Here is a 23,819-nt window from a genome sequence, read left to right as displayed (position 1 = left end):
CGTTTCGGGACTGGACGTTCGGTGACGGCCACGGAACGACCGTTCTCCGCGAGGTTCAGTCGATCTCGGTCGGGTCGACGCCCGGTAACGTAATGAGGTTCTCCCGGCCGATCCTGAGCTTCTCGATCTCGTCGTCGTCGGCCATCTTCGAGAGCAGTTGGGAGACCTTGGCGTTCGACCAGCCGGTCTCGGTGACGATCGTTCCCTGTTTCATCCGGCCGCCGTTCTGTTTGAGCAAGCGGAGGACGCGCTCCTCGTCGCTCAACAGTTCGGGGTCGATCTCGTCCTCGACCGACTCCTCGAACTCGAGGTGGGTACCCGGTTCGGGGCCGTCGGTGGCCGGGTCGGCCGCCGCGGACGCGACCGCTTCGGAACCGCCGGCTCGGTCGGCTGTCGCGGTCTCGCGGTCGTCTCCGGTATCCTCGCCGAGTCTCGCAAGGATGCCGAGCGACGAGAGGCGTTCGGCCGAAATCGGGACGTCGAGCGTTCGTTGCGTGAGCAGATACACGGCGCCACCGACGACGATCACGAGGCCGAGAACGGCGGCGAGCAGCCAGCCGCCGCCCAAAAAGAGTGGCGAGCCCTGACCGGCACCCGGGAGAATCGTGATCTGGAGACCGTCCGGGCCGAACTCGTGGGGGCCGTCCCAGACGAGCGCACCACCTTCCATCCCCGTCGGTGCGTCGACGACGTCGTAGTTCGGCGGTGGTTCGACGACGAGGCGCTGACCGGCTCCCAGCGTCTGGATCACGTTCTGATCAGCCGCCTGGAACGAATCGCCGACGTGAATCCGATCCCCGTCGACGGTGATGAAGTTCGTCCACGTAAACGAGTAGGAGATGACACCGATCCGATCAGCCGTCCCGTCCGAGCCCTGATCCGACTCGGGGTCGCGCTCTTCGATTCGGGGGTCGTCCCACCCTTCGTTCTCGACCGACATCTCGCGCCCGGTCGATTCGGACACGAGATCCGCGTATCGCGTGAACAATCGAGGGTCGTACGGCGCGTCTCGGCGTCCCGAGACGACCGCGTCGGCGTACTCGTCGAACGTTTGTGCATCGGTATCGTTCGTCAGACGAAATCGACTCTCGATCGTCCATTCCGCGTTCCCGGACTCGGTGATTCGAACGCTGATGATCTGCCGGGTGTCGGGTCGCTCGAGCGAAGGCGGTGTGACTGCGGCCGGGGTGGCGGTCGGCGACTCGAGGGCGGAGACGGGTGGGGAGGGCGCTGGCGGGGACCGCGCGTCCGTCGGGTGGGACTGACCCGACGGCGTTGCGGCCACTGCCCCCAGCGTGGTCGTAGCGAGGAGGACCGCGAGGGCGAGTGTGGCGGCAGTGGACATCCGCATGCGTATCAACGGGTGGTTTCCCGGGGGAAAAAACACTTTCCATCGGAAAATAAAACGTTACCGCCGGCGCTAAAGGGTTTCCCGGGCGGTAAGTAGGTGATTAAAAGCAGTCCCGGCTGCTCGTTTGGAGACGACCTGTTTTTGTATCAAGAGCCCGTACGGAGTGGCGATGACCAACGCGACCCCCGCCCTCCTCGCGTTGCTTCTCGTCCTTTCCGTGCCCGCGATAACGATCGTTGCGGCTGGGCCTACCGACGGGGGTAACAGCGCCGTAGAGACGGTGCGGCTGCAAACGTCGTCCTCCCAGACGCCAACGACGGTTAACAATACGACCAATAGACTCCTGCTCAGCGGCGAGGTCCGAAGCGAGTACACCGAGTACGGACCGGACCTGGGAACGGCGCTTGCGAGCGCGGACGACCAGCTCCGGGTCGACCACGACCAGTATACCATCGTCGACAGCGAGTTCGACGATGCGACGGACGAGGAACGAAAAGCGATAATACAGGCGGCCTACGACCGACTCAAGGAACGAGCGAACGAACTCGAGCAACGCGAACGCAACGCAACGAGGGCACACGCCGCCGGCGAGCGGTCGTCGGCGGAACTCCTCCGGACGCTGTTACGCAATCACAACGAGGCGGCGATGCTGTCGCGTGATCTCGAGGAACTGGGCAATCGAGCGGATCAGGTGCCGGGCTATTCGCTGTCGGGGAGCCAAACCCGTGCGACCCACACGACGCTCGATGCGCACCGAACGCCGCTCCGATCGACGCTCGGACGACTGTCCGAACGGCCGACTGACACCGTCCAGTACGATGTCGTCGTCTCGACCTCACAGACCGGATACAGCGTTGCGATGATGGACGGCAGTCGGTACGTCGTCGAAACGAGCCGGTTCGATAACCGCGACGAATCGGCACCGGATCGGTTCGAAAGCGGCGAAGCATACGAGCACATCGGCGACCTCTACCCGTGGGCGAACGAGTTCGGCCCGTCCTTCCAGGACAACAGCCCCGGCTACTACTGGGCCGACGTGGGACACGACCACGGCCGCCTCGAGTTCTACTTCGACAGCGGAACGGGCGACGTCTACCGCGAGATACAGGAATTGTCCGTCTCGTCGCTTCCGACCGACGAAGACCGGACCTGGATCAGCGGCGGACTTAGGCTGACGACGACCGAGACGGCTGCGGGCGGACCGGTGAAGGTGACGGTGGTCGACGCGGAGACCGGTGAACCCGTACGGGCAACCCTCTCCGTCGATGGTACCGAAGTCGGCGAGACCGACGACGACGGGACCCACTGGATCGCGCGGCCACTCGGTCCCAGCGAGATCACAGCGGAAACGGACGCTGGAAGCGTCAACGCGACGATCGACGCGGTCTCCTGACCCGGGCCCCGGGAACGGACGACGGAGCGAGAGTTATCCGGAGTCGGGCACCGATTCCCCTCGCGGCCTGATATTTTTACGGGAACGAGCAGCCAGAGCGGACCGTGAACCGAACGTGGGACCGTCGCGGCACGCGGCCAGCGGTATCGACGGGTGGACGCGGCGTCAGTCCGGTCGTCGGAGTCCTCTTATTACTCACACTCACCGTTGCGCTCGGTGCCGTCGTCGCCGTCGGTGTCAACGCGTGGGCGCTCGAGTCGCCCGGGCCGACGGCGAGTTTCGAACTCTCCGTCGACGGGGAGCGCTCGGTGATCGAGATCGAACACGTCGCCGGCGAGCGCATCGACGTCGAGTCGCTGTCGGTGACGATCGCGGTAAACGGACGAGCACTGAGCACGCAGCCGCCGGTTCCGTTCGTCGGCGCGAGCGGATTCGACGGGACACCGGACGGGCCTTTCAACTCGAGAGCCGATTCGGACTGGACGGCTGGAGAGCGGGCCGCGGTCTCGGTCGCGGCTACCAACACCCCGACGCTCGGGACGGGGGATTCGGTCTCCGTGACCCTCGCCGTCGACGGACGGCGGATCGCCGCCCTCGAGACGACGGCGACCTGAGACGGAGGCTCGCCGCTTATTCCGGAACGCGTCCAATCGTCGTGATCGCGACCTCGGGATCGTAGGACGGTCCCATGAACGCGTGTTTCACGTCCTCGAAGCCGGCGGTTTTGAACATGCGATCGGCCTCGTACTCGTCGTAGAAGAGCATGATCGAGTCGGCGAGTAGTTGGCTGACGACGTTGTCGGGATAGTTCGGGCCGACGACGAGTACCTGGCCGCCAGGTTTGAGAACGCGGCGGAACTCACGGAGCGCGAGGATCGGATTGGGCCAGTACTCGATCGACCCCGACGACCAGACGATGTCGAACGTGTCCGTCGCGAAGGGGAGCCGTTCGGCGTCACCGCGGTGGAAATGAACCGGCGGGGCGCGTTTCCCGAACTTCTCGTAGGCCTGTTCGAGTTGATGTTCGCTCTGATCGAGGGCGTACACCTCGTCGACGTGCTCGAGTAACCCCTCGGTCGCGAACCCGGTCCCGGAGCCGACATCGAGGACCGTCATGTCGTCCTCGATCTCGAGCAAGGAGAGGGCCTCGGTACGCATTTCTTCGGTCCAGATGAAGGGGTTCACCTGGTCGTAGACCCGTGACAGGTACTTGTAGAACAGTCGAGCACGGGCCTTGTTCTCGAGAAGTCCCATTACTGAGGCGTTTCGATCCGATCGGCATATGTCTGCTGTTCTCGGCGGGACGAACGGCTGAGTAAGGACGAATTACCGACCGACTGAGGGCGAATCGCGCTGAGGCACTTTCGCAACTACCATATACGCGCTCTGGCAAACGTCCGACTGCTTAGAGTATGCCGAGGCCAGAGGTTCTCGAACGAATTAAGTCGGCGGAAGAGGAGGCCGACGAGATCGTCGCATTGGCAGAAAACGACCGCGACGAGCGAATAGCCGAGGCCCGGGAACGTGCCGAGGAGATTCGCACGGAAGCGGAACAGGAGGCCCAGGAGTTGCGGGAGCGCCGCCTGGAGGAAGCTCGCGAGGAGATCGACGCGGACTGCGAGCAGGTCCTCGAAGAAGGCGAACAGGAGCGTGAGGAGCTCGCCGAGCGCGCCCGGAAACGGGCCGACGACGTCACCGATTACGTCGTCGAACTGTTCCAGGAGGACGTTCATGCTCAGACCTGAGCGAATGAGCAAGGTCTCGGTGACCGGCTCCAGGGGCGTTATGCCCACGGTCATCGAGACGGTTCACGAGCTGAGCCTGGTGCATCTATCGGATTACGACGGCTCCTGGGAGGCGTTCGACAACGGCGACCCGATGGCGGGTGCCGACGACGCCTCCGAGAAGCTGATCACCGTCCGCGCCCTCGAGAGCACCCTCGATCTCTCGGCCGACGAGGCCGAACCGGGGACCCTCGAAGAGGGTTGGGAGGCGCGACTCGAGGAGATCCGCACGCGGATCAACGAACTCGACGACCGGCGCGCGGAGATCAACGACGAACTGCGGCGGGTCGACGATCGGATCGATCGCGTGGCTCCGTTCGCGGAGCTCGGCGTCGATATCGACCTGCTGTCGGGCTATGAGTCGGTCGACGTCCTCGTCGGCGAGGGTTCGCTCGAGGACGTCGAGGCGGCCGTGAGCGCGTCCGACGACGTTCGGGCGTTCGAGACGTTTACCGGCGGCAACGTCGTGGCGATCGTCGCCGCGCCCGCCGAGAGCGCCGACGAGAGTCCGATCGACGACGCCCTGGTCGGCGTCGAGTTCACCCGCTACGAGGTGCCCGATACCGACCAGAGTCCCGACGACTACGTCGCCGACCTCGAGCGTCGAAAGCGCGACCTCGAGTCCCAGCTCGACGACATCGATGCGGACCTCGAAGAGATCAAGCGGGAGGAGGCCGGCTTCCTCCTGCGTGCCGAAGAGGAGCTGACGATCGAGGTTCAGCAGGCGGAAGCGCCGCTGCAGTTCGCGACGACCGACCACGCGTTCGTCGCGGAGGGCTGGCTCCCGACCGAGGAGTACGACCGGCTCGTCGCGACACTGAACGATGCGGTCGGCGACAGTGTCGAGGTCGAAGAACTCGTCCGCGCCGACTACAACGACGAGGGGTATCCGACGCGGACGGAAGACGTCGACCACGGCGGCTCCGGCGGTGCCGAGGAGACGACCGAGGAAGAAGAACGAGACGTCGGGACACAGGAGGCGATCGCCGACGGCGGCACGACCGCGGCCAGCGGCGATGTCGTGACGATGGTCGACGAACCGCCGGTCATTCAGGACAACACCGGTCCCGCGAAGCCGTTCGAGTTCCTGCTTCGGCTGATCGACCGGCCGAAATACAGCGAACTCGACCCGACCGTCGTCTTGCTGTTGACGTTCCCGGCGTTCTACGGGTTCATGCTGGGTGACCTCGGCTACGGGATGCTCTACACGGCCGCCGGCTTCTTCCTGTATAGCCGGTTCGACGAGGACATCATCCGAAGCCTGGGTGCGATCGGCATGTGGGCCGGCGGGTTCACGATGCTGTTCGGCGTCTTGTACGGGGAAATATTCGGCCTACACGTTCTCGGTGAGCTCCTGTTTAGCCACGGCCCGCCGCTGCGGAAGGGGATTCAGCCCGCGTTCTCGCAGTTCAGCCAGACGTGGCTGCTGGTGAGCGTCTTCATCGGACTGGCACATCTCACCCTCGGGTACGTCTTCGGCTTCGTTAACGATCTCGACCACGGCGTCGGAGACGCCTACTTCGAGAACGGTTCGTGGGCACTGCTCATGATCGGCCTCTGGACGTGGATCTTCAGTCGCCACCTTGGAGCGGCGAAGCCGAACTTCCTGTTCGAAGTGTTCGGGTCCGGCTCCGAGGCAGCGCTCGAGCTCGGGTTCACCGGCTTCCCCGCGGAAATCGGCCAGTTCGTCGCACTTCCGCTCATGCTGATCGGGTTCGTGACGATGGTCTACGGCGAGGTCAGACACTATGGCGCCCTGGGGATCATCATCGGCGGTCTCGAGAGCTTCAACGTCTTCGGAGACGTACTCTCGTACCTGCGGATCGCCGCGGTCATCCTCGCGAAGGCAGGCATGGCGTTCGTCGTTAACATGCTGTTCTTCGGGGTGTACGTCGTCGAGACCGATCACGGCGCGGAGTGGCACTTCGGGACCAGCCACGCGCCCCAGCACATGCTCGAACAGGGGACCTACCACGGTCACGAAGTGACCGAGGTCATGTTCGGCGGCCTGCTCCACGGCGGCATCCTGATGGCACTCATCGGTGTAGTCGTTCTCGTGATCGGCCACGTTGTCGTCTTGCTGCTCGGCATTACGAGCGCCGGGCTCCAGGGGATCCGTCTTGAGTACGTCGAGTTCTTCAACCGGTTCTACGAGGGCGGTGGCCGGAAGTTCGAACCCTTCGGTAGGGTTCGATCCGACGACGAGGAGTAACCCTCGTCGGCTCCCGTCTCGGCGACCGAATTTCGTGCTAACTCGACTCGTATTTTCCCACTCGTATCGAAAGGATAATACCCCTGGATGGCAAGTATCGAGGGTTATAACGGGGAAATCGGCAGTTTGGTTTGGGAAGTTTTAAGAACACGCTGGGGAGTAGTACCACCTGTCCGGTTGCAAAACCACGAGGAAAACTCAACATGACAATCGAAGCTCTACCCGAAATGGCACTCGCGCTGAACAGTTTCGCAGAGAACGCGGTTGCGCTACAGGAGACCGCCGCTCAGGCCGGTAACGGCGGTCCCATGATCGAGCGAGGTGCGGCGGCGGCGCTGGGTATCGGCCTCGCGGCCATCGGTGCGGGGTATGCGGAGCGAGCGATCGGTGCATCGGTCGTCGGCGCGCTCGCCGAGGACTCCATCTCGCCGGGTATCGGCATCCTGCTGACGGTCCTGCCCGAGACGCTCGTGATCTTCGCACTGGTCGCGCTCTTCGTCGGACCTTAAAGCGTCTCCCTTCGAACTTTCTTACAATGAGTTTGGATACAGTCGTTGAGGACATTCGAGAAGAGGCTCACGCGCGTGCGGAGGACATCCGCGCTGAGGGCGAAACGCGCGCCGAAGAGATCGAATCGGCCGCCCAGGAGGACGCAGACGAGATCGTCGCCGACGCCGAAGCCGACGTCGACCGCGAGATCGAGCAGTTGCGCGAACAGCGACTCTCCAGTGCGAAACTGGAGGCGAAACAGCAGCGCCTGGAGGCACGCCGCGACGTCCTCACGGAAGTCCGCGAGGCGGTCGAGGACGAACTCGCTTCCCTCGAGGGCGACAGCCGCGAGGAACTCACCCGCGACCTGCTCGAGGCAGCGACGGTCGAGTTCGACGAGGGCGACGACGTCGCCGTCTACGGCCGGTCCGACGACGCGGAGTTGCTCGAATCGATCCTCGCCGACTACGACGGCTACGAATACGCCGGTGACTACGACTGTCTCGGCGGCGTCGTCGTCGAGAGCGAGGCCTCCCGCGTCCGCGTCAACAACACCTTCGATTCGGTGCTCGAGGACGTCTGGGAAGACAACCTTCAGGAGATCAGTAACCGACTCTTCGAGCAATGAGTACGGGAGCCTCGAATCCGGAGTACGTGAACGCTCGCGTTCGCTCGCGCCGAGCGGCGATGTTGTCCGACGAGGACTACCGCAAGCTGATCCGGATGGGGCCGAGCGAGATCGCGCGGTTCATGGAGGAAACGGAGTACGAACAGGAGATCAACGCGCTCGGAACGCGGTTTTCCGGCGTCGACCTGATCGAGTACGCGCTGAACCGCAACCTCGCGAAGCACTTCGACGACCTCCTCGAGTGGTCCGAAGGGCACCTCTACGACCGCATCGTTCGGTACCTCCGGAAGTTCGACGTCTGGAACCTGAAGACGATCGTCCGCGGAATCTATACGGATTCCGATCCCGAGGAGATCAGTACGGATCTCATTCGGGCCGGCGAACTCGACGACGGAACGATCGACCGGCTGGTCGAAGTCGATTCGATCGAAGACGTCATCGAGATCCTCGACGGGACGATCTTCGCCGAGCAGCTCGAAGACGCCTACGAGGAGTTCGAAGAGAGCGGCGCGCTCGTTCCCCTCGAGAACGCGCTCGATCGCGCGTTCTACGAGAACCTGCTCGAGGACCTCGGCCGACCCCGAGAGGGGCCGGAAGCGAAGTACGTCGAGTTCCTCGAAGCCGAGATCGACTTCCTGAACGCGCGGAACGCGTTGCGCCTCGCACGGAGCGGGGCCGACCTCGACCCCGCCGCCTACTACATCGACGGCGGCGTCCTGTTCGACGAGTCGGACCTGAACCGCTTGGTCGGCGATTACGACGCGCTCGTCGACCACATCGCCGAGAACAAACGCTACGGCGACCGCCTCTCGGGGGCGCTGGATCGGCTGCGCGATGCTGACAGCCTTATCCAGTTCGAGCACGCACTAGACGCTGCGTTGCTCGAGTACGCCGACACGCTCTCGAGCGTGTACCCGACCTCGATATCGCCCGTTCTGTCGTTCGTCCTCGCCAAAGAGCGCGAGGTCGAGAACATCCGCGCGATCGCGCGGGGTCGCGAGGTCGGACTCGACGAAAACGAGATCGAAGAAGAGCTGGTGATCCTATGAGCCAGGAAATCGCAGTCGTCGGCAGTCCGGAGTTCACCACCGGCTTCCGCCTCGCGGGAGTGCGGCGGTTCGAGAACGTCCCGGACGACGAGAAAGACGAGCGGTTGGACGATGCAGCGACGGCGGCCCTCGAGGACGAGGGCGTCGGCATCGTCGTCATGCACGACGACGACCTCGAGTACCTGTCGCGGTCGGTCCGCCAGGAGGTCGAAACGAGCGTCGAGCCGGTCGTCGTCACGATCGGGAGCGGCACCGGTGGCGGCGGACTGCGCGACCAGATCAAACGCGCGATCGGTATCGACCTGATGGACGAGGACGAACAAGAGTAAACTATGAGCCAGGCAGAAGACATCGAATCCGTCGACGAAGACGGTGTAATCGAAAGCGTGAGCGGTCCCGTCGTGACTGCCACGGACCTCGACGCCCGGATGAACGACGTCGTCTACGTCGGCGACGAAGGACTGATGGGCGAGGTCATCGAGATCGAAGGGAACCTGACCACGATTCAGGTCTACGAGGAAACCTCCGGCGTCGGCCCGGGCGAACCCGTCCAGAACACGGGCGAGCCCCTGAGCGTCGACCTCGGACCGGGCATGATGGACTCCATCTACGACGGCGTCCAGCGCCCGCTCGACGTCCTCGAGGACAAGATGGGGACGGCGTTCCTCGACCGCGGGGTCGACGCACCCGGGATCGACCTCGAGAAGCAGTGGGAGTTCGAACCCACCGTCGAGGAAGGCGACGCGGTCGAACCCGGCGACGCCGTCGGTGTCGTCGAAGAGACCGTCACCATCGACCACAAGGTCATGGTGCCGCCGGACTACGAGGGCGGTGAAGTCACGTCCATCGAGAGCGGCGAGTTCACCGTCGAGGAGACGGTCGCCGAACTCTCGAGCGGCGAGGAGATCCAGATGCACCAGGAGTGGCCGGTCCGAGAGGCCCGTCCCGCCGGTGACAAGGAGACGCCGACCGAGCCGCTGGTGACGGGCCAGCGCGTCCAGGACGGACTCTTCCCGCTCGCGAAGGGCGGGACGGCGGCGATCCCCGGACCCTTTGGCTCCGGGAAGACCGTCACCCAGCAGCAACTCGCCAAGTGGTCCGACGCGGACATCGTCGTCTACATCGGCTGTGGCGAGCGCGGCAACGAGATGACGGAGGTCATCGAGGACTTCCCGGAACTGCCGGACCCACAGACCGGGAACCCGCTGATGGCCCGGACCTGCCTCATCGCCAACACGTCGAACATGCCCGTCGCGGCCCGCGAGTCCTGTATCTACACGGGCATCACGATCGCGGAGTACTACCGCGACATGGGCTACGACGTCGCACTGATGGCCGACTCCACCTCGCGGTGGGCCGAGGCCATGCGGGAGATCTCGAGCCGACTCGAGGAGATGCCCGGCGAAGAGGGCTACCCCGCGTATCTGGCGGCCGCGCTCTCGGAGTTCTACGAGCGCGCCGGCAAGTTCCAACTGATCAACGGCGGCGAAGGTTCGATTTCGGTCGTCGGGGCGGTCTCGCCACCGGGCGGTGACTTCTCCGAGCCGGTCACCCAGAACACGCTGCGTATCGTCAAGACGTTCTGGGCGCTGGACGCCGACCTCGCGGAGCGTCGGCACTTCCCGTCGATCAACTGGAACGAGTCCTACTCGCTGTACAAGGATCAGCTCGACCCGTGGTGGGAGAGCAACGTCGCCGGCGACTGGGCGGAGACCCGCCAGTGGGCGGTCGACGTACTCGACGAGGAGGACGAACTCCAAGAGATCGTCCAGCTCGTCGGGAAGGACGCGCTGCCGGAGGACCAGCAGCTCACGCTCGAGGTCGCACGCTACCTGCGTGAGGCCTGGCTCCAGCAGAACGCGCTCCACGACGTCGACACCTACTGCGAACCCGAGAAGACATACCGGATGCTGGGCGCGATCAAGACGTTCAACGACGAGGCCTTCGAGGCACTCGAAGCCGGTGTGCCACCAGAAGAGATCACGGACGTCGACGCTGCACCACAGCTCAACCGGATGGGCACGGCCGAGGAGTGGGACGAGTTCATCGACGATATCGAGAACGACCTCAAAGAACAACTACGAGCACTGTACTAACGATGAAAGAGTACCAGACTATCACGGAAATCAGCGGTCCGCTGGTGTTCGCCGAGGTCGACGAGCCGGTCGGTTACGACGAGATCGTCGAGATCGAGACCGAGGACGGGCGAACGCTGCGCGGCCAGGTCCTGGAATCGAGCGAAGGGATCGTCTCGATCCAGGTGTTCGAAGGCACGGGCGGGATCGACCGCAACGCCTCCGTTCGCTTCCTGGGTGAGACGATGAAGATGCCCGTCACCGAGGACCTCCTCGGACGGGTGCTCGACGGCTCCGGGAACCCGATCGACGGCGGTCCGGAAATCGTCCCCGAGGAACGACATAACATCGTCGGCGAAGCGATCAACCCCTACTCCCGGGAGTACCCCGAGGAGTTCATCCAGACCGGCGTCTCCGCCATCGACGGCATGAACACGCTGGTCCGGGGACAGAAGCTGCCGATCTTCTCCGGCTCGGGGCTGCCCCACAACGAACTCGCGCTTCAGATCGCCCGGCAGGCGACCGTTCCGGAAGAGGAGGAGGGCGACGACGAGGGTTCGGAGTTCGCCGTCATCTTCGGTGCGATGGGGATCACCGCCGAAGAGGCAAACGAGTTCATGGACGACTTCGAGCGCACCGGCGCGCTCGAGCGCTCGGTCGTCTTCATGAACCTCGCGGACGACCCTGCAGTCGAGCGGCAGGTCACGCCGCGACTCGCGCTCACCACGGCCGAGTACCTGGCCTTCGAGAAGGACTACCACGTCCTCGTCATCCTGACGGACATGACCAACTACTGTGAGGCGCTGCGCGAGATCGGTGCCGCACGCGAGGAGGTCCCGGGTCGCCGTGGCTACCCCGGCTACATGTACACCGACCTGGCACAGCTCTACGAGCGTGCCGGTCGAATCGAGGGCAAGGAGGGATCGGTCACGCAGATCCCGATCCTGACGATGCCCGGCGACGACGACACGCACCCGATTCCGGACCTGACCGGCTACATTACCGAGGGCCAGATCATGATGGATCGGGACTTAAACAGTCAGGGCATCGAACCGCCGGTCAATGTCCTGCCCAGCCTCTCGCGGCTGATGGACGACGGGATCGGCGAGGGTCTGACCCGCGAGGACCACGGCGACGTCTCCGACCAGATGTACGCTGCCTACGCGGAGGGTGAGGACCTGCGCGACCTCGTGAACATCGTCGGCCGCGAAGCGCTCTCCGAGCGGGACAACAAGTTCCTCGACTTCGCCGACCGCTTCGAGACGGAGTTCGTCCAGCAGGGGTACGACACCAACCGCTCGATCGACGACACGCTCGAACTCGGCTGGGATCTGCTCTCGGATCTGCCGAAGACGGAACTCAACCGGATCGACGAGGAACTCATCGAAGAGCACTACCGCGAAGACGAGTCGGAAACTGCCGAAGCCGTACAGGCTGACTGAGCGCCGCGGATCGCCCGCATCCACTTTTACTGTTCGAAGTATCCGTCTCGGCTCGGCGACATCTCGAGCGTCGAACCCGAGGACGCGCCGATCGGCCACCTCGAGGCGTCCGATGGGGCGGTCATGCCGTTGTCCGGCGACGCGTGGGGCGAGACGCCGATGGCGTCCGTGTCGGTCGCTCGAGGTCCTGCGGACCGATCGGGGCCGCTACGATGTGCTATATAGGTCAGTAGTCCGAACATAGCAACCGATTAGTGTGTTTTGTCGGCTTGCTCAGGTATGTCCGAGTCGACAGGGACGACGCGACGATCGGTGCTCGCGAGTAGCGCGACCGTGGGGACGCTCGCGGTCGCGGGCTGTCTGAGCGATTTCACCGGCGGGGGCAGTGGCCAGACGTACACCGTTGGGCACGGTGACTACGAGACTGGCATCGACAGCGCCGCGTTCCCCGAGGAACTACAGATCTACTGCGTCCAGACCGGCTGGTCGAACTGGGGGGCCGTCATGGAAGCGTTCGAAGACGAGTACGGGATCTCGTTGTACGATGCGCAAGGATCGTCGGGCGAGGCACTCGAGGACATGCGGGCCAACGCCCGGAACCCGACCCACTCGGCGTACAACGGCGGCTACTCGTTCGGCTTGCAGGCGATGAACGACGAGCTGACGACCGACTACAAGCCGGCCAACTGGGACGTCGTTCCCGACGATCTGAAGACCGACAACGGCCACGTGACCGCGACCCGGCAGATGACGACCGCGGTGACCTATCGGGCCGACATCTACGAGGAGCGGGGACTGGATGCCCCCGAAACGTGGGAAGACCTGAAACACCCCGACATCGCGAAGGATCTCGCCTTCACACCGCCGCACACGGCCAACGGACAGGCTTCGGCGCTGTCGGTCAACAGGGCCTACGGCGGCGACCTCGACGACCTCGATCCCGTCATCGAGTATCACGAGGAGATCTCCGACCACGGTGCCGACTTCCGGCGCAACGTCGAGGGACCGATGACGAGCGGCGAAATCTCGACGGTCGTCGAGTACGATTACACGGGGCTGAACCTGAAGTACAACAACGACGAGTTCGACGAGGACCAGATCGACGTGACGATCCTTCCGGGACCCGACGGCGAGCCGGGTGCGATGAACGTCCCCTACGGCTACGCCCTGCTCCGGAACGCTCCGAACCCCGAAGCGGCGAAGCTGTTCATGGACTTCGTGCTAACCGAAGCGTGCCAGAAGCTGTTCTTCGACGCGTACGTCAGACCGATTCGGGCGGACGAGCTCGACCAACCCGACGCGTTTCCCGACCAGTCGGCCTACGACGCGGCGCAGTTTACCGTCGATCAGGAAACACTCGTCTCGAAACAGGACGCGATTCAGGAAGAACTCGTCGAGCGCACCCCGCTACAGGGGGCGCAGTGAGATCGCGACATGTCCGTTCGGAGCTCGGCGACGGCGTCGGTCCGTCGGGTCGCAACGCTCGCCGCCGCGACCGCACGGCCGACGACCGAACGCGACCGCGAGCGCCGCCGGATCGCGATCATGTGTCTGCCCTTCTTCGCCCTCGCGACCGTCGCGGGGTTCGTCCCGCTCGCGATGCTGGTGCGGATCAGCCTCGCGGAGGAGACGGTCTGGATCGAAGGCTGGTCGCTCGAGGCCTGGCGGACCCTCGCGACCACCGCCGAGTACCGGTGGGTCGCTTGGAACACGCTGTGGTTCGTCGGACTGGCGACGCTGGTCAGCGTCGCGCTCGGCGTCGCCGTCTCCCACGTCCTCGAGAAGTACGAACTCCCGTTCGAGCGAGCCGTCGTCGCGGCGGTCTCGTTCCCGATCGCGCTTCCGGGGATCATCGTCGCGTACCTGATTATCGTCTTGCTCGGCCGACAGGGGCTGGTGACGAACGCGATCGCGGTCGCGACGGGCCAGAGCGCGCTCGATCTGGCGAGCGCGACGGCGATCACCGGACTGTTCCTCGGCTACGTCTACTCGCTGTTGCCGCGGGCGACGATGGTGTTGCGGGGCACCTACGCCGAAGTCAACGTCCAGGCCGAGGAGGCGGCGCGTGCACTCGGGGCAAGCCGGTGGCAAACGTTCTATCACGTGACGTTCCCGGAGATCAGACCGGGGATCGTCGCGGCGGCGATTCTGACCTTCCGCTCCGGGCTCGCGATCTTCGGGACCGTACTGATCCTCCAGAGCCACCGCGTGCTCACGCTGCAGATACACGACGAAATCAGCGTCGGCTCGTACGATCCCGACATCGCGGCCGCGATCGGGCTCGTTTACGTGGCCTTCATCGTCGCGGTCACGTTCGTCGGGTTACGGTTCATTGAGAACGAGGCGGTGGAGATCTGAGATGACTGAGAACACGGACTCGACTGGGGAGACGATCGACGGATCGAACGTGAACGGCGAATCCAATGGGGCACAGAACGAGAGGTGCGGACCCAACGCGACCGACGAATCGAAAGCGGACCGCGACACGCTGGCCGGAGCTGCCCGCGGCGGGCCGCGTCCCGACGGTGGCACTGCGACGGCCGCCGCGTCCGGCGAGTGGTCGCGGTCCGAAACGGCGTATTCGACGCTGTTCGGTCGCCCGATCCTCGTCGGCGTCGTCTCGATCGTCGTCGCCTTTCTGACCCTCCCAGTCGTCGTGACGGTCGTTTCCTCGTTCGCGCAGTCGGCAACGGGCGTCGTACCCCAGGGGTTCGTCACCCTCGAGCACTGGCGGCAGGTGCTCGGCTTCGGGGACTACGGCGTCCGGTCGAACGCGCTCCCGGGACTCGCGTTCAGCCTCGCGATCGCGACCGGCGGGATGGTGTTGAACGTGGTGATCGGCGTCCCGGTGGCGTACGCGCTCACGCGGTACGACTTCGTCGCGCGGGACGTGGTGAACACGATCGCGATCCTGCCGCTCGTCCCGGGATTGATCCTCGGGATCGCGTTCGTCCAGACCTACCCCGAGCACGGCCGGTCGGCGGTCGGGTTGATCGCGGGCTACTGCCTGCTCAAATCGCCGTACATGGTCCTGACGGTCCAGAGTTCGTTCCAATCGATGGATCTCGTCCGACTCGAGGAGAGCGCCCGCTCGCTCGGCGCGTCGTGGCCGCGAACGTTCCTGACGATCGTCGTCCCCCACGCGAAGCGGGGGATCGTCGCGGGCGCGATCATCACGTGGACGCTGGCGGCGGCGGAGTTCAATTTCACGTACATGGTGGCGAGCGGGAGCCCGGACCCGTTCGCGATCTTCCTCTATCGGAACATCTCGAACGCGACGTACCTGCAGTCGGCGGCGGCGGTGTCGGTCTACTTCTTGATCGTCGTCGCCGCGATCCTCGTGTTGCAGGTGATCGGCAACAGCGGGTTTACGACCACACGACAACGATGAAACGGACACGAACTGCTCGCCGGAGATCGAGACGCATCGGTTGCAGACGACACCCAGCCAACGCCGCGGTCGGCGGCGGTGATCGGTCGTGAGCGAGGTCGTCCTCGAGTCGCTCACCAAGGCCTACGGCGACGAGGTCGCCGTCGACGGGGTCGAGCTGACGATCCACGACGGCGAAATCCTCGGTGTCGTCGGCCCCTCGGGCTGTGGGAAGACGACGACGCTGCGGACCATCGCGGGGTTCGAGACGCCCACGCAGGGCCGGGTGTTGTTCGACGGGGTCGACGTCACTCACGTCCCGCCGGAAGAGCGCCACGTCGGGCTGGTCTTCCAGTCGTACGCGCTGTTCGACACCATGAGCGTCCGCGCGAACGTCGCCTTCGGGCTGAAGATGCAGGGGGTCTCGACGGCCGAGCGCCGGAAGCGGGCCGACGAACTGCTCGCGTTGCTCGACATCGCCGACCTCGCCGACCGGCGGCCGACGACGCTGTCCGGCGGCCAACAGCAGCGGGTCGGCCTCGCGCGAGCGCTCGCGATCGAACCCCACGTCCTCCTGCTCGACGAGCCGATGACGGGACTGGACGCGAAACTCAAGACCCGACTGCGTGACGAAATCGGCAACCTACTGGCCGACCTCGGCGTCACCGCCCTCTACGTCACCCACGACCAGGAAGAGGCCATGGCGATGTGCGACCGGATCGCCGTCCTCGACGACGGCACCGTCGAACAGGTCGGGACGCCGGCGGAGATCTACCGACGTCCCGCGAACGCGTTCGTCGCGAACTTCGTCGGGAGTTCGACCCTGCTCGAGGGCGTCGCCGAGAACGGCCACGTCGATCTGGGCTTTACTGAACTGCCCGTGGCCGCCGAGACGGACGGTTCGATCCGGGTCGCGGCCCGGCCCGCCGCCTTCGAACTCGGCGAGGGGCAGATCGAGGCCGACGTGACGAACGTGACCTACCTCGGGGACCGGACCCAACTCACGGCGACGCTGCCCGACGACACGACGGTGACGCTGCACGCCGACGGGAGCGACAGCTATCGGGTCGGCGACTCGATCCCGCTCTCGATCGACGCGGACCGGGTCCACGTCCTCGAGTCGGATTGACGACCGACGATGGCACCGGCCACTGTACGCTACGTGCGTCGATCGCCCCACTCATCGCGGTCGTCCCGGTCACCCTCTGCTGACCGGCCGTCTCGCGCGTCGCGCTCGCGGTGAGCGCCCCATTCAGCGGCCGTGTCATCGTCGGCGTCCGAACGGGTTGCTCCGCCCGATCCGTCGGCCGTACGAGTCGGCTCGCGGCCGCCGCGCTCCTTTGCGATCCGTTCCGCTTCCGCTCGATCGACCACGGTCGGGGCCGACGTTTCCTGATTGATCGCCAACCAGAGGACGAACGGAACCGCCAGAAACGCGAGGACGACGAGTACGAGACCGACGGACATGGTGTGGTGACCACTCGAGATGCCAGTCACAAAGATTTTATGAACTGACAGGAGATGGGGGACTATGAGAGACGACGAGCACGGCTGTCCGAAGTGCGGTCACACGGAGACGGAGATCGACGAAATCTCGACGACGGGGAGTGGACTTTCCAAGATGTTCGACATCCAAAACAGGCGTTTCCACGTCGTAAGCTGTACGAGCTGCGGCTACTCGGAACTCTACAAGGGTCAGTCGTCGGGCGACATGGTCGACCTGTTCCTCGGGTAAGTCTCTCCCTCGAGAGCGACCCGCTGCCGTCGATTTCCCGCGTCTCGAGCGCGAGCGGTGCGCGGAAACTGTAAACAGTTATCCGACTGGGCCCGCTATCCCCCCACAAGATGGCCAACGACGTCAAGCCCACCCGCAAGAACTTGATGGCGATCGAGGATCGCATCGAGCTCTCCGAGCGGGGTCACGGCACGCTCGAGAAGAAACGCGACGGGCTGATCATGGAGTTCATGGACATTCTGGACAAGGCCCAGGACGTCCGCGGCGACCTCGCGCAGGACTACGAGGACGCCCAGAAGAAGATCAACATGGCCCGCGCGATGGAGGGTGACGTCGCCGTCCGCGGTGCCGCATCGGCGCTGCAGGAACACCCCGAGATCACCACCGAGTCCAAGAACATCATGGGCGTCGTCGTCCCGCAGATCGAATCCTCGCGGGTCTCCAAGAGCCTCGATCAGCGCGGCTACGGGATCATGGGCACCTCCGCCCGCATCGACGAGGCCGCCGAGGCCTACGAGGACCTCCTCGAGAGCATCATCCTCGCCGCCGAGGTCGAGACGGCGATGAAGAAGATGCTCCGGGAGATCGAGACCACGAAGCGCCGCGTCAACGCCCTCGAGTTCAAGCTCCTGCCCGAACTCTACGAGAATCAGGAGTACATCGAGCAGAAACTCGAGGAACAGGAACGCGAGGAGACGTTCCGCCTGAAGAAGATCAAGGAAAAGAAGGAAGCCGAGGAGAAGGCGGAACGAGAGGCCGAGCGGGCAGCCGAGGAGGCGGCACTCGAGGACGCACAGCCGGAAACCGCCGCGCAGTCGCCCGCGGCCAACCAGTAAGCCGGACCGTTCCACCGCCGAACGACCGAACAGCCACCTGCACACCCCATCCCGATGACCTGTTCCGAGTGCGGTGCCCCGACGATCCTGTTTTCCGTGCCGGCGGAGTACCGCACGGACGCACCGTCGGCGGCCGCCGTCGTCTCGTTCTGTACCCGCTGTCTGTCCCTCGAGCCGGCTCCGCGATCGGACCGCGACGGAGCCGAAACGGACGAGGGAGCACCCGCTGCCACCGCCACCACTCCCGATTTCGAACGCGTCAGCGACGCGTTCCCGACCCGGCCCGAGCGTGCGGTGCCGTTCGCGCTGGCACTCGGTCTCTGCCCGTCGCTGGCGACGAACCGAACCGCTATCGAACTGCTGCTCAGGGAAGTGGAAGGAGCCGGCGGGGACCCGCTGTTGCTACTCGAGCGCCTCAGCGACGATCCATCGGTCGAGTCGGCGTTCGACCTCGAGCGGCGGCGCCACCAGCTCGAGCAGTTGCTCTACTGAAACGAAGCGACACGTCGAAAAGCTGATCGGCGGGTTCGATGGCGCGCGGCGGTCGCCTACTTCCCGGTCGGCCGCACGTTGTTACTGATCGCCTGTTTCACCTGCAGGGCCGCACTCGCGGCGAGCCCGCGGGCGACTTCATCGCGTTCGGCGGCGGTAATGACCTCCTCGGCGGCCGCCGCGTCCTCGAGATCGGGCGTGAAGCCAGCGGAGACGGCGTGACCGACCGGCGGTCGGACGGCGACGGTGACCTCCGGTCCGGTCATGCCGGTCGAGACGTCGGCGTCGACGGCGTATTCGTTCGGGAGAAACTCGCGCGTCCGGGCCGCGATCCGCGAGACGTCGCGGTGAAGCAGCCGCTTTTGCGCGCTCGAGAGGTCAGGAACGTCCGCCGCTGCACGCTGCCCAGCACCAGTCTCGCCCGGTAGCCCTGCGTACGGCGTATTTCCGTTCATGAGAAGTGTGTACCCGTATCAATGAGTCGCCGGTTCAAAAGGGTTCGCTTTGGGTCAATCCACGAGGATCGGTTCGCTCTCGCCGTAGACTGCGAGGACGACCGCCGTCGTGTAATCACCCGACTCGGCCTGCCGGCTCTCGACGGCCACTCGCGGATCGGCGAACGCCCAGTCGCGAAGCTCCTGCCCCGCGGCCAGTCCCTCTCGGACCCGGCGTTCGACGTCCTCGCGGTCCATCTCGCCCGCAGTCTCGTAGAACAGTCCCGGGCCGTTATCGACGGACTGAGCCCACGCGAGCGCCGCGCTCACGCGACCGGGGCCGGCAGCGGTGGCTCGAGCCTCGACGACCGTCAGGCGGTCGCCGGCGGGGCCGAGATCGGGCGCGGTGCCGACGGCCTCGACGTCGACGCCAGCCGGGATGACGGAGGAAACGGAGACGAGGTTGTAGTTCTCGACACCGGCCTCGGCCAGCGCCGCGTCGTAGGAGGCCATCGCCGTGGGTGCCGATGCAGCCCCCCAGACGACTCGAATCGTGCTCATATTTGGTCTCGGGGGTCGGCGGCGTAAGGGCTTGCGATTCGGAACTGTCCGTCGAGGATCGAATTCCCGCGTTTCCGCTCCGTTACCGCCGTTTCGATCGGCTCACTCGGCGGAGACGGGATGCCAGAGATACGCGTTGCCGACCGTCCGTGACGTGATCCCGCCGGCGTCTTCGAGTTCGGAGAGTTTGGCGAACGCGGTTCGGTATGCACAGCCGACCTCGTCGGCTACTTCCTGTGTGGTCGCCGCTCCCGAGAGTTCCTCGAGCGCCGTAACGAACGTGTCCGGAAGATATCGCTCGGTATATTTCCCACTTTTCTCGTCTCGTTCCCTCGGCATCGCGCCGTCTATCGCCTCCGTCTACACAAGTCTATTTTGACTTCATATTACACACATTGTGTGTGACGAAATGGAACCCGTTCACCAATGCAGTACGGTGCATTGTGTGAAAGGCCGGCCCATTAGGCGACTCCATTGTAGAAACGCCGGACGAAAGCGACGGTGAGCGAGCCACGTTCTTCCTCGGTCGTATTGTGTCGGAGCCTGTCCATTCGATCCAGCCGACTCCCCTGCGGTTGGTGATTCCGAACCGAACGCACAGCAGTACGAGGCGACCGCCACCGATCCGAGTCGTCGAAATCGGGCCGCGGATTACTGGTAAAAGTAGCCCGCAGAGGAGACGACGTCGCTCGAGTCGTCCTCCTCGATCTTCTCTAAGGCGTCGGCGAAGTCCTGATGGGCGACCTCGTCGCGGTCGTTGCGGATGGCGAACATGCCGGCTTCGGTGGCGAGGCTTTCGATGTCGGCACCGGAGTAGCCGTCGGTGTCGTCGGCGAGCGCGGCGAAGTCGACGCCGTCGGCGATGTTCATGCCGCGGGTGTGGATCGAGAGGATCTGTTCGCGGCCGTCGCGGTCGGGTTCGGGGACTTCGATCAGGCGGTCGAACCGGCCGGGACGCAGAATAGCGCGATCGAGCATGTCGAAGCGGTTGGTGGCGGCGATGATGCGGATCTCGCCGCGGGCCTCGAAGCCGTCCATCTCGGAGAGCAGTTGCATCATCGTCCGCTGGACCTCGGCGTCGCCGGAGGTCTTGGACTCGGTGCGCCGCGTCGCGATGGCGTCGATCTCGTCGATGAAGATGATGGCGGGTTGGCGCTCGCGGGCCATCTCGAAGAGGTCGCGGACGAGCCGCGAGCCCTCGCCGATGAACTTCCGGACCAGTTCCGAGCCGGCCATCTTGATGAAGGTGGCGTCGGTCTCGTTGGCGACGGCCTTCGCGAGCATCGTCTTCCCCGTGCCCGGCGGTCCGTAGAGCAAGACGCCGCTTGGCGGATCGATACCGACCTCGTTGAAGATTTCGGGCTCTGTCAGGGGCTGCTCGACGGCTTCGCGGACCTCACGGACCTGCTCGTCGATCCCGCCGATATCGGCGTAGGTGACTGCCGGCTTCTCCGTGATCTCCATCGACTGGGCGCGCGCGTCGGTCTCGGTGTCCAGCACCGTCTGGATCGCGAAGGAGTCGTTGACCGCGACGCGATCGCCGGGTTCGATGCGATCGACGATCCGGGAGGAAACGTCAGTCAGCACCTCCTGATTGTTGCCGTGCTGTTTGACGATGACCTGCTCGTCCGGGAGGACGTCCTCGACGGTGGCGATGTACAGCGACGAACTCTTGAGCGTCTCGTTTTCCCGCTCGACGCGGTCGACCTTCTCCCGGAGGCGTTCGCGGCGGTCCTCGGCGTCGTCGAGCTGTTCGGAGAGCTGGTCGTTGACGTCGACCAGATCCTCGTAGTGCCCGCGAAGCGCCTCGAGCCGCTCGTCGTCGGGGAGATCTGAGTCGATATCGCGATGAGGTCGGTCGGGAATAGACGGGCTTCGAGACATCCTGATGTACGCCGATAGGATTTCGATGGTAAATGTGCCTTTGGGTCGCGGATGGTTTTCGACTCCCACGGCGAACCGCGACTACCGGGAGAGACGACCGTTGACGCCGCGTCACCGTCGCGACGGCGTCGCCCGACGGCTCGAGCGGGGAGCGTCGTGCCGACGGCTTACGACATGAGCGCTTCCATCTCCTCGAGACGCTGGCCGTAGGTCTCGAGCGCGCGGTCGATCGGGTCCGAGGAACTCATATCGACGCCGGCGATCCGCAGGAGGTCGAGCGGGTACTCCCGGGAGCCGTGGCGGAGAAACTCGAGGTAGTCCTCGGCGGCGGACTGGCCGTTTTCGAGGATGTCGTCGACGATAGCGAGGGCGGCCGAGATACCGGTCGCGTACTGGTAGACGTAGAACGCCCGGTAGAAGTGGGGGATACGCATCCATTCGCGGGCGATCCGGTCGTCGATCGTAGCGGGTTCGTAGTAGTCGGCCTTGAGTCCGCGGTAGAGGTCGTCCAATCGGTCGGCAGTGAGCGGTTCGCCGTCTTCTTCGAGGCGGTGTGTCTCGTGTTCGAACTCCGCAAAGAGGGTCTGACGGTATAGCGTCGAGCGCACGCGCTCGAGGAACTCGTTTAACACGTGCTTGCGGAACTCGGGATCGTCGACGGTCTCGAGCAGGTGGGTGGTCAGCAGGGCCTCGTTGACCGTGCTGGCGACCTCCGCGACGAAGATTTCGTAGCTCGAGTAGATGAACGGCTGTTCCTCCTTCGTGAGTTCGGAGTGCATCGAGTGGCCGAGTTCGTGGGCCAGCGTGTACATCGAGGAGATGTCCTGCTGGTAGTTCAGGAGGATGAACGGCTGAGTGTCGTAGGTGCCGCCGGAGTACGCGCCGGATTGCTTCCCTTCGTTCTCGTAGACGTCGATCCACCGGGAGTCCAGCCCCTCGGCGACACGGGTCTGGTACGCCTCACCGAGCGGCGCGAGCGCGTCGACGACGTACTCGGTGGCCTGGTCGTACTCGAGATCGGGACCCTCGTCGCCGGTCAGCGGCATGTAGAGGTCCCACATCTGGAGTTCGTCGACACCCAGTGCCCGTTCTTTGAGTTGGGCGTGACGGTGGAGTTTGTCGATGTTGTCGTGGACCGTGTCGACGAGGGTATCGTAGACCTCGACGGGGACGTTCGGACCGTCGAGGGCGGCCTCGCGGGCGGTGTCGTAGTTGCGCGCTCGAGCGGTCTTGACGTCGGCTTTGACGCTGTTCTTGTAGCTGGCCGCGACCGTGTTCCGAACCGACTCCCACTCGTCGAAGTAGCCCTCGTAGACCCGCTTGCGGAACTCGCGGTCGGGGCGTTTGAGGAGGTTCGTGAAGTTACTCTGGGTGAGTTCGATTGCATCCGCTTCGTCGCCCGCGGGCGCGTCGACCGTCGGGAACGTCATGTCCGCGTTCGAGAGCATGTTGTACACGTCCCCGGTCGCGCCCGTGACCTCGCTCAGGTCGGCGAGCAACTCCTCGACCTCGGCCGATCGCGTGTGCGGTTTCATCCGAAGCACGTCGTCGACGTAGTGGTCGTAGGTCTCGAGGGCGGGTTCGTCCGCGACCATCGCGTCGAACTGCTCGCGGGTCAGCGTCTGGAGTTCGGGGTCGATGAACGAGGCCGCGGACTGGGCGTCGGCCGCGAGCGACTGGGACCGTGCCGTCAGCGCCTGGTACTGCTGGTTCGTCGTGTCCTCGTCGCGGCGCATGCGGGCGTAGGCCGCGACCGTCGAAACCTCGCGCATGATCTCGTCGCGGAGTTCGAGTACGTCGAGGAGGGTTTCGGCGTCGTCGGTGACCCGGCCCTCGTAGGCTTCGAGGTCGTCGACGCGTTCGGCGATCGTCTCGTAGGCGTCCTCCCAGTCGTCGTCGGTCGCGTAGATGCTCTCGAGGTCCCAGGTATAGTCCTCGTCGACCTCCGAGCGTTCGGGAACGGAACTCATGGAGACGGCTTCGAAGCGGCGGCGCTAAAGCGTGTCGGACCGTGTCAGGAACGGACGGAGTCGACGCGGGGATCCGTGGACCGCGGGCACCATCTCGGGGTGGTCCGGAACCGG

The 23,819-nt window shown here is 64.8% G+C and carries 25 protein-coding genes; 17 read left to right on the top strand and 8 right to left on the bottom strand.

What is annotated here, in order from left to right; genetic code table 11:
• Positions 1-55: 55 nt before the first annotated feature.
• Positions 56-1,351 (bottom strand): helix-turn-helix transcriptional regulator, encoded by a 1,296-nt coding sequence (locus ALTAJ2_RS03440; RefSeq protein WP_007110667.1) that lies wholly within the window; start codon positions 1,349-1,351, stop codon positions 56-58.
• Positions 1,352-1,520: 169 nt separating this feature from the next.
• Here ALTAJ2_RS03440 and ALTAJ2_RS03435 point away from each other — a divergent pair, with 169 nt between their 5' ends.
• Entirely contained in the window at positions 1,521-2,744 is a 1,224-nt protein-coding gene (locus tag ALTAJ2_RS03435) for a DUF7096 domain-containing protein (RefSeq protein WP_007110668.1), read from the top strand.
• 104 nt (positions 2,745-2,848) lie between these two features.
• A complete protein-coding gene (locus tag ALTAJ2_RS03430) occupies positions 2,849-3,358 on the top strand; it encodes a type IV pilin (protein WP_007110669.1) in 510 nt (169 codons plus the stop codon).
• A 16-nt stretch (positions 3,359-3,374) separates the two neighbouring features.
• On the opposite strand, the gene ALTAJ2_RS03425 is transcribed toward ALTAJ2_RS03430, so the two are convergent.
• On the bottom strand, positions 3,375-3,998 hold the full coding sequence (locus tag ALTAJ2_RS03425; RefSeq protein ID WP_007110670.1) for a methyltransferase domain-containing protein: 624 nt from the start codon (positions 3,996-3,998) through the stop codon (positions 3,375-3,377).
• Positions 3,999-4,156: 158 nt separating this feature from the next.
• On the opposite strand from ALTAJ2_RS03425, the gene ahaH reads away from it, so the two are divergent.
• From ahaH to ALTAJ2_RS03360, 12 genes are all read left to right on the top strand, one after another.
• Positions 4,157-4,489, top strand: a complete 333-nt coding sequence (gene ahaH / locus ALTAJ2_RS03420) for an ATP synthase archaeal subunit H (protein WP_006183842.1) — start codon at positions 4,157-4,159, stop codon at positions 4,487-4,489.
• A 40-nt stretch (positions 4,490-4,529) separates the two neighbouring features.
• Positions 4,530-6,740, top strand: coding sequence for a V-type ATP synthase subunit I (locus ALTAJ2_RS03415; protein ID WP_007110671.1), 2,211 nt, complete (start codon positions 4,530-4,532; stop codon positions 6,738-6,740).
• Between the two features lie 227 nt (positions 6,741-6,967).
• Positions 6,968-7,249, top strand: a complete 282-nt coding sequence (locus ALTAJ2_RS03410; protein ID WP_007110672.1) for a hypothetical protein — start codon at positions 6,968-6,970, stop codon at positions 7,247-7,249.
• Positions 7,250-7,275: 26 nt separating this feature from the next.
• On the top strand, positions 7,276-7,857 hold the full coding sequence (locus tag ALTAJ2_RS03405) for a V-type ATP synthase subunit E (RefSeq protein WP_007110673.1): 582 nt from the start codon (positions 7,276-7,278) through the stop codon (positions 7,855-7,857).
• On the top strand, positions 7,854-8,906 hold the full coding sequence (locus ALTAJ2_RS03400) for a V-type ATP synthase subunit C (RefSeq protein WP_007110674.1): 1,053 nt from the start codon (positions 7,854-7,856) through the stop codon (positions 8,904-8,906). Before ALTAJ2_RS03405 ends, ALTAJ2_RS03400 begins: the two co-directional genes overlap by 4 nt.
• Positions 8,903-9,235 carry a V-type ATP synthase subunit F gene (locus tag ALTAJ2_RS03395; RefSeq protein WP_007110675.1) on the top strand — a complete coding sequence of 111 codons (333 nt, stop codon included), beginning with the start codon at positions 8,903-8,905 and terminating at the stop codon, positions 9,233-9,235. The genes ALTAJ2_RS03400 and ALTAJ2_RS03395 overlap by 4 nt, the downstream gene beginning before the upstream one ends.
• A gap of 3 nt (positions 9,236-9,238) precedes the next feature.
• Positions 9,239-11,002: an ATP synthase subunit A gene (locus tag ALTAJ2_RS03390; protein ID WP_007110676.1), complete on the top strand. Its 1,764-nt coding sequence runs from the start codon at positions 9,239-9,241 to the stop codon at positions 11,000-11,002.
• A gap of 2 nt (positions 11,003-11,004) precedes the next feature.
• Positions 11,005-12,423 carry an ATP synthase subunit B gene (locus ALTAJ2_RS03385; protein ID WP_007110677.1) on the top strand — a complete coding sequence of 473 codons (1,419 nt, stop codon included), beginning with the start codon at positions 11,005-11,007 and terminating at the stop codon, positions 12,421-12,423.
• Positions 12,424-12,702: 279 nt separating this feature from the next.
• Complete coding sequence (locus ALTAJ2_RS03375; protein ID WP_007110679.1) at positions 12,703-13,848, top strand: extracellular solute-binding protein; 1,146 nt, start codon at positions 12,703-12,705, stop codon at positions 13,846-13,848.
• A gap of 9 nt (positions 13,849-13,857) precedes the next feature.
• Entirely contained in the window at positions 13,858-14,781 is a 924-nt protein-coding gene (locus tag ALTAJ2_RS03370) for an ABC transporter permease (RefSeq protein ID WP_007110680.1), read from the top strand.
• 1 nt (position 14,782) lies between these two features.
• Positions 14,783-15,814, top strand: a complete 1,032-nt coding sequence (locus ALTAJ2_RS03365) for an ABC transporter permease (protein ID WP_007110681.1) — start codon at positions 14,783-14,785, stop codon at positions 15,812-15,814.
• 88 nt (positions 15,815-15,902) lie between these two features.
• Positions 15,903-16,922: an ABC transporter ATP-binding protein gene (locus ALTAJ2_RS03360; protein WP_007110682.1), complete on the top strand. Its 1,020-nt coding sequence runs from the start codon at positions 15,903-15,905 to the stop codon at positions 16,920-16,922.
• A 29-nt stretch (positions 16,923-16,951) separates the two neighbouring features.
• On the opposite strand, the gene ALTAJ2_RS03355 is transcribed toward ALTAJ2_RS03360, so the two are convergent.
• On the bottom strand, positions 16,952-17,260 hold the full coding sequence (locus tag ALTAJ2_RS03355; RefSeq protein ID WP_007110683.1) for a hypothetical protein: 309 nt from the start codon (positions 17,258-17,260) through the stop codon (positions 16,952-16,954).
• A 64-nt stretch (positions 17,261-17,324) separates the two neighbouring features.
• Between ALTAJ2_RS03355 and ALTAJ2_RS03350 the strand changes: the two genes are divergently transcribed.
• The 3 genes from ALTAJ2_RS03350 to ALTAJ2_RS03340 all read left to right on the top strand — a co-directional run bounded on the left by ALTAJ2_RS03350 (position 17,325) and on the right by ALTAJ2_RS03340 (position 18,856).
• Complete coding sequence (locus tag ALTAJ2_RS03350) at positions 17,325-17,528, top strand: zinc ribbon domain-containing protein (RefSeq protein ID WP_007110684.1); 204 nt, start codon at positions 17,325-17,327, stop codon at positions 17,526-17,528.
• A 110-nt stretch (positions 17,529-17,638) separates the two neighbouring features.
• Entirely contained in the window at positions 17,639-18,364 is a 726-nt protein-coding gene (locus ALTAJ2_RS03345; protein WP_007110685.1) for a V-type ATP synthase subunit D, read from the top strand.
• Between the two features lie 54 nt (positions 18,365-18,418).
• Positions 18,419-18,856: a DUF6276 family protein gene (locus tag ALTAJ2_RS03340; protein WP_007110686.1), complete on the top strand. Its 438-nt coding sequence runs from the start codon at positions 18,419-18,421 to the stop codon at positions 18,854-18,856.
• A gap of 56 nt (positions 18,857-18,912) precedes the next feature.
• Here ALTAJ2_RS03340 and ALTAJ2_RS03335 read toward each other — a convergent pair whose 3' ends face one another.
• The 5 genes from ALTAJ2_RS03335 to pepF all read right to left on the bottom strand — a co-directional run bounded on the left by ALTAJ2_RS03335 (position 18,913) and on the right by pepF (position 23,705).
• Complete coding sequence (locus ALTAJ2_RS03335; protein ID WP_007110687.1) at positions 18,913-19,311, bottom strand: DUF5811 family protein; 399 nt, start codon at positions 19,309-19,311, stop codon at positions 18,913-18,915.
• 54 nt (positions 19,312-19,365) lie between these two features.
• Positions 19,366-19,851: a pyruvoyl-dependent arginine decarboxylase gene (locus ALTAJ2_RS03330; RefSeq protein ID WP_049900942.1), complete on the bottom strand. Its 486-nt coding sequence runs from the start codon at positions 19,849-19,851 to the stop codon at positions 19,366-19,368.
• Between the two features lie 102 nt (positions 19,852-19,953).
• A complete protein-coding gene (locus ALTAJ2_RS03325; protein WP_007110689.1) occupies positions 19,954-20,190 on the bottom strand; it encodes a hypothetical protein in 237 nt (78 codons plus the stop codon).
• Positions 20,191-20,502: 312 nt separating this feature from the next.
• Positions 20,503-21,735 carry a proteasome-activating nucleotidase Pan2 gene (gene pan2 / locus ALTAJ2_RS03320; protein WP_007110690.1) on the bottom strand — a complete coding sequence of 411 codons (1,233 nt, stop codon included), beginning with the start codon at positions 21,733-21,735 and terminating at the stop codon, positions 20,503-20,505.
• 167 nt (positions 21,736-21,902) lie between these two features.
• Positions 21,903-23,705: an oligoendopeptidase F gene (gene pepF / locus ALTAJ2_RS03315; protein WP_007110691.1), complete on the bottom strand. Its 1,803-nt coding sequence runs from the start codon at positions 23,703-23,705 to the stop codon at positions 21,903-21,905.
• Positions 23,706-23,819: the final 114 nt, after the last annotated feature.

Origin of the sequence: Natrinema altunense (assembly GCF_000731985.1) — an archaeon.
GTDB lineage: Archaea > Halobacteriota > Halobacteria > Halobacteriales > Natrialbaceae > Natrinema > Natrinema altunense.
The sequence above is the reverse complement of the archived record's forward strand: the minus strand, read 5'-3'. Positions and strand labels throughout refer to the sequence as shown.

Excerpts from the sequence above, each read along its gene's own strand:
- ALTAJ2_RS03440 (WP_007110667.1), bottom strand. The coding sequence starts at position 1,351 with ATGCGGATGTCCACTGCCGCCACACTCGCCCTCGCGGTCCTCCTCGCT.
- ALTAJ2_RS03435 (WP_007110668.1), top strand. The coding sequence starts at position 1,521 with ATGACCAACGCGACCCCCGCCCTCCTCGCGTTGCTTCTCGTCCTTTCC.
- ALTAJ2_RS03425 (WP_007110670.1), bottom strand. The coding sequence starts at position 3,998 with ATGGGACTTCTCGAGAACAAGGCCCGTGCTCGACTGTTCTACAAGTAC.
- ahaH (WP_006183842.1), top strand. The coding sequence starts at position 4,157 with ATGCCGAGGCCAGAGGTTCTCGAACGAATTAAGTCGGCGGAAGAGGAG.
- ALTAJ2_RS03415 (WP_007110671.1), top strand. The coding sequence starts at position 4,530 with ATGCCCACGGTCATCGAGACGGTTCACGAGCTGAGCCTGGTGCATCTA.
- ALTAJ2_RS03410 (WP_007110672.1), top strand. The coding sequence starts at position 6,968 with ATGGCACTCGCGCTGAACAGTTTCGCAGAGAACGCGGTTGCGCTACAG.
- ALTAJ2_RS03405 (WP_007110673.1), top strand. The coding sequence starts at position 7,276 with ATGAGTTTGGATACAGTCGTTGAGGACATTCGAGAAGAGGCTCACGCG.
- ALTAJ2_RS03400 (WP_007110674.1), top strand. The coding sequence starts at position 7,854 with ATGAGTACGGGAGCCTCGAATCCGGAGTACGTGAACGCTCGCGTTCGC.
- ALTAJ2_RS03395 (WP_007110675.1), top strand. The coding sequence starts at position 8,903 with ATGAGCCAGGAAATCGCAGTCGTCGGCAGTCCGGAGTTCACCACCGGC.
- ALTAJ2_RS03390 (WP_007110676.1), top strand. The coding sequence starts at position 9,239 with ATGAGCCAGGCAGAAGACATCGAATCCGTCGACGAAGACGGTGTAATC.
- ALTAJ2_RS03385 (WP_007110677.1), top strand. The coding sequence starts at position 11,005 with ATGAAAGAGTACCAGACTATCACGGAAATCAGCGGTCCGCTGGTGTTC.
- ALTAJ2_RS03375 (WP_007110679.1), top strand. The coding sequence starts at position 12,703 with ATGTCCGAGTCGACAGGGACGACGCGACGATCGGTGCTCGCGAGTAGC.
- ALTAJ2_RS03370 (WP_007110680.1), top strand. The coding sequence starts at position 13,858 with ATGTCCGTTCGGAGCTCGGCGACGGCGTCGGTCCGTCGGGTCGCAACG.
- ALTAJ2_RS03365 (WP_007110681.1), top strand. The coding sequence starts at position 14,783 with ATGACTGAGAACACGGACTCGACTGGGGAGACGATCGACGGATCGAAC.
- ALTAJ2_RS03355 (WP_007110683.1), bottom strand. The coding sequence starts at position 17,260 with ATGTCCGTCGGTCTCGTACTCGTCGTCCTCGCGTTTCTGGCGGTTCCG.
- ALTAJ2_RS03350 (WP_007110684.1), top strand. The coding sequence starts at position 17,325 with ATGAGAGACGACGAGCACGGCTGTCCGAAGTGCGGTCACACGGAGACG.
- ALTAJ2_RS03345 (WP_007110685.1), top strand. The coding sequence starts at position 17,639 with ATGGCCAACGACGTCAAGCCCACCCGCAAGAACTTGATGGCGATCGAG.
- ALTAJ2_RS03340 (WP_007110686.1), top strand. The coding sequence starts at position 18,419 with ATGACCTGTTCCGAGTGCGGTGCCCCGACGATCCTGTTTTCCGTGCCG.
- ALTAJ2_RS03335 (WP_007110687.1), bottom strand. The coding sequence starts at position 19,311 with ATGAACGGAAATACGCCGTACGCAGGGCTACCGGGCGAGACTGGTGCT.
- ALTAJ2_RS03330 (WP_049900942.1), bottom strand. The coding sequence starts at position 19,851 with ATGAGCACGATTCGAGTCGTCTGGGGGGCTGCATCGGCACCCACGGCG.
- ALTAJ2_RS03325 (WP_007110689.1), bottom strand. The coding sequence starts at position 20,190 with ATGCCGAGGGAACGAGACGAGAAAAGTGGGAAATATACCGAGCGATAT.
- pan2 (WP_007110690.1), bottom strand. The coding sequence starts at position 21,735 with ATGTCTCGAAGCCCGTCTATTCCCGACCGACCTCATCGCGATATCGAC.
- pepF (WP_007110691.1), bottom strand. The coding sequence starts at position 23,705 with ATGAGTTCCGTTCCCGAACGCTCGGAGGTCGACGAGGACTATACCTGG.